General features: G+C 67.3%; 7 protein-coding genes and 1 pseudogene. 7 read left to right on the top strand and 1 reads right to left on the bottom strand.

Going from position 1 to position 12,053, the window contains the following annotated elements:
• Nucleotides 1-89 precede the first annotated feature (89 nt).
• From C662_RS02820 to C662_RS02790, 7 genes and pseudogenes are all read left to right on the top strand, one after another.
• Nucleotides 90-1,397, top strand: coding sequence for a CmpA/NrtA family ABC transporter substrate-binding protein (locus tag C662_RS02820; protein ID WP_002924726.1), 1,308 nt, complete (start codon nt 90-92; stop codon nt 1,395-1,397).
• A gap of 51 nt (nt 1,398-1,448) precedes the next feature.
• Nucleotides 1,449-2,309, top strand: a complete 861-nt coding sequence (gene ntrB, locus C662_RS02815) for a nitrate ABC transporter permease (protein WP_002924725.1) — start codon at nt 1,449-1,451, stop codon at nt 2,307-2,309.
• Nucleotides 2,310-2,316: 7 nt separating this feature from the next.
• On the top strand, nt 2,317-3,177 hold the full coding sequence (locus C662_RS02810) for an ABC transporter ATP-binding protein (protein ID WP_002924724.1): 861 nt from the start codon (nt 2,317-2,319) through the stop codon (nt 3,175-3,177).
• A 13-nt stretch (nt 3,178-3,190) separates the two neighbouring features.
• Nucleotides 3,191-4,420, top strand: a pseudogene (locus C662_RS02805) (NAD(P)/FAD-dependent oxidoreductase); the annotation flags it as partial.
• A gap of 276 nt (nt 4,421-4,696) precedes the next feature.
• Complete coding sequence (locus tag C662_RS02800; RefSeq protein ID WP_002924722.1) at nt 4,697-5,911, top strand: nitrate/nitrite transporter; 1,215 nt, start codon at nt 4,697-4,699, stop codon at nt 5,909-5,911.
• A gap of 36 nt (nt 5,912-5,947) precedes the next feature.
• Nucleotides 5,948-7,696, top strand: coding sequence for a bifunctional protein-serine/threonine kinase/phosphatase (locus C662_RS02795; RefSeq protein ID WP_002924715.1), 1,749 nt, complete (start codon nt 5,948-5,950; stop codon nt 7,694-7,696).
• Between the two features lie 70 nt (nt 7,697-7,766).
• Nucleotides 7,767-10,478, top strand: coding sequence for a nitrate reductase (locus C662_RS02790; RefSeq protein WP_083485723.1), 2,712 nt, complete (start codon nt 7,767-7,769; stop codon nt 10,476-10,478).
• Here C662_RS02790 and cls read toward each other — a convergent pair.
• The gene (gene cls / locus C662_RS02785; RefSeq protein WP_002924711.1) at nt 10,459-11,892 is read right to left on the bottom strand and encodes a cardiolipin synthase; all 1,434 of its coding nucleotides are present in this window, start codon (nt 11,890-11,892) and stop codon (nt 10,459-10,461) included. The two genes, C662_RS02790 and cls, sit on opposite strands and share 20 nt — an antisense overlap.
• Between the last annotated feature and the right edge of the window lie 161 nt (nt 11,893-12,053).

Genomic DNA, 12,053 nt, shown 5'->3' with positions numbered 1-12,053 from the left:
CCGGACAAAGGCGTCCATCCATTGCCAATACCAATTGGGCAGGGATGGGCGCCTTGTTGCTTTCAGTGGTTCATAGTCAGGAGTCGATCATGGGCAGCAAGACAATCAAGCAGGCAGCGGTCAGTCGTCGTCACTTCATCCGCGGTGCCATGGCGCTCGGCGGCGCAGCGATGATGGGCGGACTGTGGACAGGTACGGCGCGGGCTGCGGGGGGCGCGCTCGAGACAAAGAAGGCCAAGCTCGGCTTCATCGCGCTCACCGACGCCGCGCCGCTCTTCGTCGCCGACGAGAAGGGCTTCTTCGCCAAGCACGGCATGACCGAGGTCGAGGTGCTCAAGCAGTCGTCCTGGGGCACCACGCGCGACAACCTGGTGCTGGGCTCGCAGCGCAACGGCATCGACGGCGCCCACATCCTCACCCCCATGCCCTACCTGATCAGCAGCGGGGCGATGACGGCCAACAACGTGCAGGTGCCGATGTACATCCTCGCCCGCCTGAACCTGGCCGGGCAGTGCATCTCGGTGGGCAACGAGTACAAGGATCTCAAGGTCGGCACCGACACCACCGCGTTCAAGGACGCGCTTGCCGCCAAGCGCGCCAGCGGCAAGGCGGTCAATGCGGCGATGACCTTCCCCGGCGGCACCCACGACATGTGGATCCGCTACTGGCTGGCCGCAGGCGGCATCGACCCCACGCGCGACATCTCGACCATCGTCGTGCCGCCGGCGCAGATGGTGGCCAACATGAAGGTCGGCAGCATGGACACCTTCTGCGTGTGCGAGCCGTGGAACCGCCAGCTCATCAACCAGGGCATCGGCTACACCGCCAACACCACCGGCGAGTTGTGGCACAACCACCCCGAGAAGGCCTTCGCCATGCGCGCCGATTATGTCGACGCACATCCGAACTCGACCAAGGCACTGATCAAGGCGGTGATGGAGGCGCAGATGTTCTGCGAAGACCCGGCCAACCGCGAGGAAGTGGCGCGCATCTGTGCCAAGCGGCGCTGGATCAACGCCCCCTTCGAGGACATCGTCGATCGCATGCGCGGTGACTTCGATTACGGCACCGGCCGCGTGGTCGAGAACAGCCCGCAGCAGATGCGCTACTGGAAGGACCAGGCCTCCTACCCCTTCCAGAGCCACGACCTGTGGTTCCTCACCGAGAACATCCGCTGGGGCTACCTGCCGCGCGACTTCGACATGAAGGCCTGGGTGGGCAAGGTGAACCGCGAGGACCTGTGGCGCCAGGCCGCGCAGGAGCTGGGCGTGGCGGCGAGCGACATTCCGGCATCGACCTCGCGCGGGCTGGAGACCTTCTTCGACGGCAAGGTGTTCGATCCCGAGAACCCGATGGCCTACCTCGACAGCCTCGCCATCAAGACCGTGCGCAGCTGAGACCGAACCGACCGGGCCTGGACACAGGCCTGACATCCACAGGAGCCCGTCATGGACAACACCCATTCCATCGCCGCCCCGGCGCCGGCCAGCGCGCCGCCCTCCATGCTGCGCGTGCGCGCCGGTGCGGCCTACAGCCACTTCATGAACCACGTCCTGCCGCCGCTGGTCGTCATCGGCCTGCTGTGCGCGGTGTGGGAGCTGCTGTGCTCGCGCCCCGGCGCGGCGCTGCCCGCGCCCAGCCAGGTGGTCAGCGAGACCTGGGAGCTCATCACCCAGCCCTTCTTCGACAACGGCGGCAATGACGTCGGCCTGGCCTGGCAGATCCTCGCCAGCCTCGAGCGCGTGGCCTACGGTTACCTGCTCGCGGTAGTAGCCGGGGTGAGCCTGGGCGTGCTGGTGGGGCAATCGACCTGGGCGCTGCGCGGGCTCGATCCCCTGTTCCAGGTGCTGCGCACGGTGCCGCCGCTGGCCTGGCTGCCGATCTCGCTGGCCGGTTTCCAGGACAGCAACCCGTCGGCCATCTTCGTGATCTTCATCACCGCGATCTGGCCGATCATCATCAACACCTCGGTGGGCATCAGGAACATCCCCGAGGACTACCGCAACGTCGCCCGCGTCATCCGCCTCAATGGCGTCGAGTACTTCTGGAAGATCATGCTGCCGGCGGCCGCGCCATACATCTTTTCCGGGCTGCGCATCGGGGTCGGCCTGTCCTGGCTGGCGATCATCGCTGCCGAGATGCTGATCGGCGGCGTGGGCATCGGCTTCTTCATCTGGGATGCGTGGAACTCGTCGCTGGTCAGCGACATCATCCTCGCCCTCGTCTATGTCGGCATCGTCGGCTTCCTGCTCGACCGCATGGTCGCCTGGGTCGGCAAGCGCGTCACCCGTGGCACCAGTCCCGCTTAAGGAGCATATGATCATGAGCCAGCCCTATCTCAGCATCTCCCGCGTCGACATGGACTTCAGCCGTGGCGGCGTCACCAACCCGGTCCTCCGGGACGTCAATCTCGACGTCCAGCGCGGCGAGTACATTTCGCTGATCGGCCATTCCGGCTGCGGCAAATCGACCGTGCTCAACATCGTCGCCGGCCTGCTGCGCGCCACCTCGGGCGGCGTCATCGTCGATGGCCGCGAGGTCAACTCGCCGGGGCCGGACCGCGCCCTGGTGTTCCAGAACCACTCGCTGCTGCCCTGGCTGACGGTGTATCAGAACGTCGAGATCGCGGTGCAGAAGATCTTCAAGGGCAAGCGCAGTGCGGCCGAGCAGCGCGACTGGATCCTGCACAACCTCGACATGGTGAGCATGAGCCACGCGCTCGACCGCCTGCCAGCGGAGATCTCCGGCGGCATGAAGCAGCGCGTGGGCATTGCCCGTGCGCTGGCGATGGAGCCCAAGGTGCTGCTGCTGGACGAACCTTTCGGCGCGCTCGATGCCCTTACCCGCGCCCACCTCCAGGACGAAGTCATGCGCATTCAGTCCGAGCTGCAGAACACGGTGATGATGATCACCCACGATGTGGACGAGGCGGTGCTGCTGTCCGACCGTATCGTGATGATGACCAACGGCCCCTCGGCCACCATCGGCCAGGTGCTCGACATCGACCTGCCGCGCCCGCGCGACCGCCTGGCGCTTGCCGACGATCCACGCTACACCCACTACCGCCACGAGGTGCTGAGCTTCCTCTACGAGAAGCAGCGCAAGGTCGAGTCCATCGCCAACGCCCGTGCGCGCGGGGCGGCGAGCACCCGCGAGGCGGCGGCCCTGCGGGCCTGAGCGGAGCAAGGCCATGGAGAAGATCAAGCTCGTCCTGGTGGGAAACGGCATGGCCGGGGTGCGCACGCTCGAGGAGTTGCTCAAGCTCGCCCCCGAGCTCTATGACATCACGGTGTTTGGTGCCGAGCCGCAAGGCAATTACAACCGCATCCTGTTGTCACCGGTGCTTGCAGGTGAGATGGACCTGCCCGAGATCATGCTCAACGACCTCGACTGGTACCGCGACCGGGGCGTGACGCTGCATGCGGGCAAGCGGGTGGTGAAGATCGACCGCGTCGGGCGCAAGGTGGTCGCCGAGGACGGCACCGAGGCGCGCTACGACCGCCTGCTGCTGGCCACCGGCTCGACGCCCTTCATTCCGCCGATTCCGGGCAGCGCGCTGCCGGGGGTGCTCGGCTACCGCGACATCGCCGACACCGAGGCGATGATCGCGGCGGCCGGCCGCTACCGCCATGCGGTGGTGATCGGTGCCGGCGTGCTTGGCCTTGAGGCCGCCAACGGCCTGATGCGGCGCGGCATGGCGGTGACCGTCGTGCACAAGGGCGACTGGATCATGGAGCGCCAACTCGACAAGGCCGCTGCCGACATGCTCCAGGCCGAGCTCGAGGCCCGCGGCATGAAGTTCCTGCTCGCATGCCAGACCGAGGCGCTGTTGCCTGCCGCCCAGGATGGCGGCGAGGGGGGGCGTGTCGGCGCGCTACGCCTTGCCGACGGGGCGGAGATCCCTGCCGACCTGGTCGTGATCGCAGCCGGCATCCGCCCCAATGTTGCGCTCGCCGAAGCTGCGGGCCTGTACTGCGGCAGCGGTCCAGTGCGCGGTATCCACGTGTCGGACACCTTGCAGACCGTCACCGATCCGCGCATCTACGCGGTGGGCGAGTGTGTCGCCCATCGTGGCGTGGCCTATGGCCTGGTTGCGCCGCTGTTCGAGCAGGCTCGGGTGTGTGCCAGCCATCTCGCCAATGTGGGTGTCGGCCGTTACACCGGCTCGGTGACCTCCACCAAGCTCAAGGTGACCGGTATCGATGTGTTCTCCGCGGGCGACTTCAGCGGCGGCGAAGGGACCGAGGAGATCGTGCTGCGCGATCGCCAGGGGGGTGTCTACAAGCGAGTCGTGCTTCGCAACGACCGTATTGTCGGTTCGGTGCTGTATGGCGATACGGCGGATGGCGCCTGGCACTTCCAGCTCATGAAGGATGGTGAGGACGTCAGTGCGTTCCGCGATCATCTGCTGTTCGGACGTCCTGTTGCCGCTGCTATGGCGTAGCCCGGACCGCGGCGAATGCACCGTTGTTGTGCGCGATGACGCTTGGCGATGCCCCGAAGTCGTGCGCAAGCCGTGGTCAATGAAACCGTCAAGCTATTGAAAAGCATCTGTTTTATGTTTGGCACGATGCTTGCTTTGTGTTTTTGAAACAGCGTCTGGCCCGCCATCGAGGGCGGGCCTTCGGGCAACGGAGTCATGCGCTGGGGTTTATTGCGCCAAAGCGGCGCGTGATCAAGAACTCTGGAGCCCGAAATGGATAAGAAGTCCTTCCTGCAGGCCGGCCATACGCCGACCCTCATTGCCGCATTCCTGTACTTCGACCTCGCCTTCATGGTGTGGGTGTTGCTTGGCCCGCTGGCGGTGGGCATCTCGGCTGACCTTGGCTTGTCCCATTCCGAGAAGGGCCTGATGGTGGCGACGCCGGTGCTGGCCGGGGCGCTGCTGCGCATCGTCATGGGCGTGGCGGTTGATCGCCTGTCGCCGAAGAAGGCGGCGATCATCGGCCAGATCATCGTCATCGCCGCGCTTGCCTATGCCTGGGTTGCAGGCGTTCATTCCTTTGCCGAGGTGCTGGTGCTGGGCGTGTTCCTCGGCGTCGCCGGTGCATCGTTTGCCGCCGCGCTGCCGCTGGCTTCGCGCTGGTATCCGCCGGAGCACCAGGGCACGGCGATGGGCATCGCCGGGGCGGGCAACTCCGGCACCGCCTTTGCTGCGCTGTTCGCCCCCGGCCTGGCGATGGCCTTCGGCTGGCACAACGTCTTCGGCATCGCGCTGATCCCGCTGGTGATCGTGCTTGTCGCCTTCTGCTTCATGGCCAAGGACGCGCCGGACGCGCCGCCGCCCAAGACCTTCGCCGAGTACCTGAAGGTGCTCAAGGACAAGGATGCGTGGTGGTTCATGTTCTTCTATGCCGTCACTTTCGGTGGTTTCGTCGGCCTCGCGTCCTCGCTGGTGATCTACTTCAATACCCAGTACGGGCTGGACCCGAAGATGGCGGGCTTCTTCACCGCCGGCTGCGTGTTTGCCGGTTCGCTGGTGCGACCGATTGGCGGCAACGTGGCGGACCGCATCGGCGGGGTCAAGTCGCTCAGCGTGATGTACGTGTTTGCGGCGATCTTCCTTGCCATCGTCAGCTTCGGCCTGCCCGAGGCATGGATGGCGCTGGTGGTGTTCGTGTGTGCGATGCTGGCGCTGGGCATGGGCAACGGTGCGGTGTTCCAGCTCGTGCCGCAGCGCTTCCGGCGCGAGATCGGCGTCATGACCGGCCTGGTCGGAATGGCGGGCGGTGTCGGCGGTTTCTACCTGGCGTCATCCCTCGGCTACTCGAAGCAGGTCACCGGCAGCTACCAGATCGGTTTCCTGGTGTTCGCCGCGCTTGCCGTGTTCGCACTGATCGGCCTGACCGCAGTGAAGACGCGCTGGCGCACCACCTGGGGTGCAGCGCACCTGACCTCGGCAAAGATCTGAGCCCGGCCCGTCCGCCAGATCCGTAACGGAGGCATCGTGCGTACGCTCAATGCAATCACACAACCCGCCGTGGCGGGCAGCGTGTCGCCGCCGGCACGTGCTGCGTCCGCCCTGCGGGTCAGCCTGGGCCACGCCAGCGCGCAGGGGCCGCGCCCGCGCAACGAGGATTTCGTCGGCGCTGCCACGCCCGAAGGCGAGGAGCTCGAGGCCAAGGGCATGCTGCTGGCCGTGGCCGACGGTGTGGGCGGTCATGCCCACGGCCGCGAGGCCGCCGAGCAGACGGTGCGTAGCCTGCTCGCCGACTACTTTTCGACGCCGCAGACCTGGAGCGTCGACAAGTCGGTCGATACCGTGCTCGCTGCGGTCAATCGCTGGCTGCTCGGCCAGTCGGCGAAGGCGCGCGAGTATGCCGGCATGGCGACCACGCTGACGGCCGTGGTGCTGCGCGGTCGGCGCTATCACGTCGCCCACGTGGGCGACTCGCGCGCCTACCGCTGGCGGGCGGGCGAACTGCTGCGCCTGACCGAGGACCACACCTGGGCGCACCCCGAGTTCGACAACGTGCTGCGCCGTGCGATCGGTCTGGAGGCACGCCTGCTGGTCGACCACGACGATGGCGAGCTGGCTGCCGGCGACCGCTTCGTGCTGGCGACAGATGGCGTATGGACCACGCTCGGCGATGCCGGCATCGCCGCCGTACTGCAGGCGCAGCCGGATGCCCAACGGGCTGCCGATGCGCTTGCCCAGGGTGCGCTGCGCCGCGGTGCCACCGACAACGCCACTGCGCTGGTGGCCAATGTCGACGCGCTGCCTGCCGACAACCTGCGCGACCGCCTCGCCGACAGTCACCGCCTGCCCTTGCCGCCGCGGCTCAAGCCAGGGCAGGCGATCGACGGCCTGCGTGTGGAAGAGGTGCTGCACGAATCGCGCGTGACGCTGCTCTACCGGGTCACGCGCTTGAGCAGCGGTGAGGCCCTGGTACTGAAGACGCTGCGCCCGGAGGCGGACGACGACGAGGCGGTGAGCGCGCTGGTGCGCGAGGAGTGGCTGGCCCGCCGTGTCCCGGGCAAGGGCTTTCCGCGCGTGTGCGACCATGCGCGTGCGCACCTGTACTACCTGATGAGCTGGCATGAGGGCGAAACGCTGAAGGCCAGCCTTGCCCGTGGGCACCGCTATGAGGCGCATGAACTGGTCGGCATCGGCCGTGCCTTGCTGCGCAGGGTGGCGGTGCTGCACCGACTCGGCATCGTGCACCGCGATATCAAGCCCGACAATGTCCATATCGACCGCAGTGGCGAGTTGCGCCTGCTCGACCTCGGTGTGGCCGCGACCGACGCCGAGGACCTCGCCGAGATCAACAACCCGGGCACTCCGTCCTACATGGCGCCCGAACTGTTTGCCGGCGCTCAGGCAAGCGAGTCTTCCGATCTCTACGCCTGCGGTGTCACGCTCTACGAGCTGCTGACGCGAAAGTACCCCTATGGCGAGGTGGAGCCTTTCCAGCACCCGCGCTTTGCCGCCCCGGTACCGCCGACGCGTTACCGCCCCGACACCCCCGAGTGGCTCGAGAGCGTCTTGCTGAAGGCCTGCGCGCGCGAGATGCAGGATCGCTTCGAGACCGCCGAGGAGTTCCTGCTCGCACTCGAACGCGGTGCGAGCCGTCCGCTTGCCACCCGCCGCCGCGTGCCCTTGCTCGAGCGCAACCCGCGCCTGGCGCTGAAGATCGTCGCCGCGCTATCGCTCGCACTCAACGTCGTGCTGCTGTACCTGCTCAGCCGCCACTAGAACCAAAGGCTCCATGATGACTTCCGATCTGCCAGCGAAGACCACAGCCCCGTCGCCATCCCCATCTCCGATGCAGACCCGCGCGACCTGTCCCTATTGTGGCGTCGGCTGCGGTGTGCTGATCGAGCACGACGGCGAACGCATCACCGGCGTGCGCGGGGACCCCGCGCATCCGGCCAACTTCGGCCGCCTGTGCACCAAGGGTTCGACCCTGCACCTCACTGCACGGCCGCAGACACGGCTGCTGCACCCGGAGCTGCGGCGCACGCGTGGCGAGCCACGCCAGCGCGTGGGCTGGGATGAGGCCATCGCCACCGCGGCGAACCGTTTCGCCGAGGTCATCAACACCCATGGCCCGGACGCAGTGGCCTTCTACATCTCCGGCCAGTTGCTGACCGAGGACTACTATGTCTTCAACAAGGCGATGAAGGGCCTGATCGGCAGCAACAACGTCGATACCAACTCGCGGCTGTGCATGTCGAGTGCGGTCGCTGCCTACAAGCAGACCCTGGGTGCGGATGCGCCGCCTTGCGCCTACGAGGACTTCGACCACGCCGACTGCATCCTGATCGCCGGTGCCAATCCTGCCTATGCCCATCCGGTCGCCTTCCGTCGCATCGAGGATGCGAGGAAGGCGCGCCCGCACATGAAGCTGATCGTGGTCGATCCGCGCCGCACCGACACCGCCGCCAGTGCCGACCTGCACCTGGCCATCCTGCCTGGCACCGACATCTGGCTGTACAACGCGATGCTGCATGTGCTGCTGCGCGAGGGCCTGGTCGACGCCGCTTTCATCGCCGCCCATACCGAGGGCTTCGATGCGCTGCGCACGCATGTGGACACGATCACGCCGGCTGTGGCGGCCGGCGTGTGCGGCGTCGCCGAGGCCGACATCGTCACCGCTGCGCGCTGGTGGGGGCAGTCGCCGGCGGCGCTGTCGCTGTGGTGCCAGGGCCTCAACCAGTCCACCCACGGTACCCACAACGGCGCGGCGCTGATCGCGCTATCGCTCGCCACCGGCAAGATCGGCAAGCCGGGCTGCGGACCGTTCTCGCTCACCGGCCAGCCCAACGCGATGGGCGGGCGCGAGGTGGGCGGGCTGGCCAACCTGCTGTCCGCCCATCGCGACCTGGCCAACCCGGCCCATCGCGAAGAAATCGCCCGTCTGTGGGGCGTCGATAGCGTGCCCGCCACGCCGGGACTGACCGCGGTGGAGCTGTTCCAGGCCGTGCGCGAAGGCCGCATCAAGGCGCTGTGGATCGCGTGCACCAATCCGGCGCAGTCGATGCCCGAACTCGAGCGGGTGCGAGAGGCCTTGCAGCGCTGCGACTTCGTCGTGCTGCAGGAGGCGTTTCGCAGTACCGAGACCGCAGCCTTTGCCGATCTCATGCTGCCGGCGGCGACCTGGGGCGAGAAGGAGGGCACGGTGACCAATTCCGAGCGCCGCATCACGCATGTGAAGCGGGCCTTGCCGCCGCCCGCCGAGGCGCGGCCCGACTGGCGCATCGTGTGCGACTTCGCACGTGCACTCGGACCGTTGATCGGCAAGCCGCAGGCCGGGCGCATGTTCGCCTATGACGGCGTGGAAGCGATCTTTGCCGAGCACGTGGCGAGCACCGCCGGACGTGATCTCGACATCACCGGCCTCGACTATGCCCTGCTCGACAGCGCGGGGCCGCAGCAATGGCCGCTCACGGCCGCGATGCGCGCGGCAGGGGAGGCGGGCAGGGGGCGTCTGTATGCCGACGGGCATTTCCCGACCCCGAGCGGCCGCGCACGTTTCGTGGTGCCTGTGCAGGCGAGCACGGCGGAGCAGGTCGATGCCTGCTATCCGTTGCACCTCACCACCGGCCGCCTGCGCGATCAGTGGCACGGCATGAGCCGCACCGGCAAGGTTGCACGCCTGTACAGCCATGTGGACGAGGCCCGCATCGATCTCAACCCCGCCGACCTGCAGACGTATGGCGTGCGCAGTGGCGAGCTGCTGCGGGTGTCGAGCCGGCGCGGCGAGCTGGTGCTGCGTGCGCATGCGTCGGAGGAGGTCGGGCGCGGCCAGGCCTTCGTGGCCATGCACTGGGGGCGCAACGTACTCGACTCGGGCGGGATCAACGTACTGGTCGGTGGCGACGTGGACCCATTCTCCAGACAACCCGAGCTCAAGCACAGCGCGATTGCCATCGAGCGCGCCGAGCTGCCCTGGCAGATGCTGCTGATGCGTGTCGAGCGTGACGAATGCGCAGCCATCGAGCAAGCCGAGTCCCTGGTGCCGTGGCTCGAACGTTTCGCCTATGCCTCGCTCGCGCTTGCCGGTCGCGATACCGCTGCAGTCGTGATGCGGGTCGCGCATGACCAGCCGATCCCGCCGGCCTGGCTGGCCGAGCTCGATGCCCTGCTCGGGTTGGACGACGACTGCGTGCTGAGCTTCGAGGATCGGCGGCGGGGCATCAGCAAGCGCGCGCGGATCGACAACGAATGCCTGGTCGGCGTGCGCCTGGCTGGAGACACGGTGGCGGGCGCCTGGCTGCGAGAACTGATGGTGGAGGCGCAGTCCACCGCCGAGCTGCGGCGCTGGCTGCTGGCGCCGCTGTCGGTGCCGCCCACGGCGGCAGCCGGACGGGGTCGGATCGTGTGCAACTGCCTGAACGTGTCCGAGAACGAGATCGCCGCCGCCATCGGCGCCGGCGCCGATCTCGATGCCTTGCAGGCGAAGTTGGGCTGCGGCACGTCTTGTGGGTCCTGTGTGCCCGAGATCCGGCGCATGCTCACAGCACCGGTGCGGTGAGATGGGCAGCGCGCGAGGCGGCGCGGAACCACCACGGCTGGTCGAGCACCTCGGCCAGCGTCATCTCGCGCGAGCGCGCGAAGTCCGCCTCGAACATGGCCGCCACGTCGCGGCCGAAGCCCTCGTCCAGCACCCAGGCGGTGATCTCGAAGTTGAGGCGGAAGGAGCGGTTGTCGAGGTTGACCGTGCCCACTGCCGCGGCGCCGTCGTCGATGAGCATGGTCTTGCCATGCAGGAAGCCCGCCTGGTAGCGATGGATGTGCACGCCGGCCTCAAGCAGCGGCCCGACGAAAGCGTAGGCCGCGAGCCAGGTGAGGATGTTATCCGGACGCTCAGGGATGAGGATGCGAACGTCCACCCCGCGCAGCGCGGCGAGCTTGAGCGCGTTGAGCACCGATTCGTCAGGTACGAAGTAGGGGCTGGCGATCCAGGCGCGGTGGCGCGCCGATGCGAGCGCATGCTGCACCATCAGGCTGGCGGTCTCGAAGCGGTCGGCGGGGCCGCTCGGCAGCATCAGGACCGGCATGCCACCGTTTGCCGCCGTGGCCGGCTGCCAGTCGAAGTCCAGAATTTCGCCGCTCGCCCAGTGCCAGTCTTCGAGGAAGGACAGCTGCAGGCTGAACACGGCCGGGCCGATGAGCTTCATGTGGGTGTCGCGCCAGGGACCGATGCGGCGGTCGCGACCCAAGTACTCGTCACCGACGTTGAAGCCGCCTACCCAGCCCACGCGGCCGTCGGCGACGATGATCTTGCGGTGGTTGCGGAAGTTGAGCTGAAAGCGATTGCCTGAGCCCTGGGTGGAGTGGAAGGGGCGCACCTCGACACCCGCGGCCCGCAGCTCCTGCACATAGCGCCGCGGCAGCCGGTAGCTGCCGATCTCGTCATACAGGAAATGCACCTTCACTCCCGCACGCGCTCGGGCTTCGAGGCGGCGCTTGAGTTCGCGGCCGAGGGCGTCGTCGCGCACGATGTAGAACTGCACCAGCAGATAACGCTCGGCTGCATCGATGCCGGCGAACATGCTGGCGAACGCGGCCTCACCGTCGATCAGCAACTCGGCTTCGTTGCCGCCGAGCAGTGGCAGCTTGGCCAGGCGCTCCATGACCTGCAGTTGCTGCTGGGCGTCGGGCGGCGCGATTGCGTACTGTCCCACGTGTGACATCTTCTGCGCGAGCTCACGGTAGAGCAGGCTGTCGTCCTCGCGACGGCCGATCACGTAGCCGTTGAAACGGTTCCGCCCGAAAACCCAGTAGGCCGGCACGGTGACGTAAGGGAAGGTGCTCAGCGACACGATCCAGGCCACAGCGCCGGGTGCGGTGCGGGTGGACATCAGGGCGTCGATGGAGGACAAGACGCCGAGCGTGTGGGCGACGAAGACCGCCGCAAACACGGCGCGCTTGCGGGTGATCGGCATGATGTGCTCTGCAAGGGTGGGCGCGCTTGGACTCTACTAGCGCGTGGGCCGGCATGCAAAGGTCGCCGGACCCGACCTCCTCCCCTCCCTCAGGAACGAGGGATGACACTGCACCTGAGGTTCACGAATTGGCCTGGACTCTTGTCACAAATTCGATCGGA

The organism is Thauera sp. 28 (genome assembly GCF_000310145.2).
In the GTDB taxonomy this organism is placed as follows: domain Bacteria; phylum Pseudomonadota; class Gammaproteobacteria; order Burkholderiales; family Rhodocyclaceae; genus Thauera; species Thauera mechernichensis.
Note: the sequence above shows the minus strand (reverse complement) of the source record. Positions and strands in the feature narration are given on the sequence as shown.

What these genes read in the sequence shown, in the direction of transcription:
- C662_RS02810 (WP_002924724.1), top strand. Translation starts at nt 2,317, where the DNA reads ATGATCATGAGCCAGCCCTATCTCAGCATCTCCCGCGTCGACATGGAC.
- cls (WP_002924711.1), bottom strand. Translation starts at nt 11,892, where the DNA reads ATGCCGATCACCCGCAAGCGCGCCGTGTTTGCGGCGGTCTTCGTCGCC.
- C662_RS02820 (WP_002924726.1), top strand. Translation starts at nt 90, where the DNA reads ATGGGCAGCAAGACAATCAAGCAGGCAGCGGTCAGTCGTCGTCACTTC.
- ntrB (WP_002924725.1), top strand. Translation starts at nt 1,449, where the DNA reads ATGGACAACACCCATTCCATCGCCGCCCCGGCGCCGGCCAGCGCGCCG.
- C662_RS02790 (WP_083485723.1), top strand. Translation starts at nt 7,767, where the DNA reads ATGCAGACCCGCGCGACCTGTCCCTATTGTGGCGTCGGCTGCGGTGTG.
- C662_RS02800 (WP_002924722.1), top strand. Translation starts at nt 4,697, where the DNA reads ATGGATAAGAAGTCCTTCCTGCAGGCCGGCCATACGCCGACCCTCATT.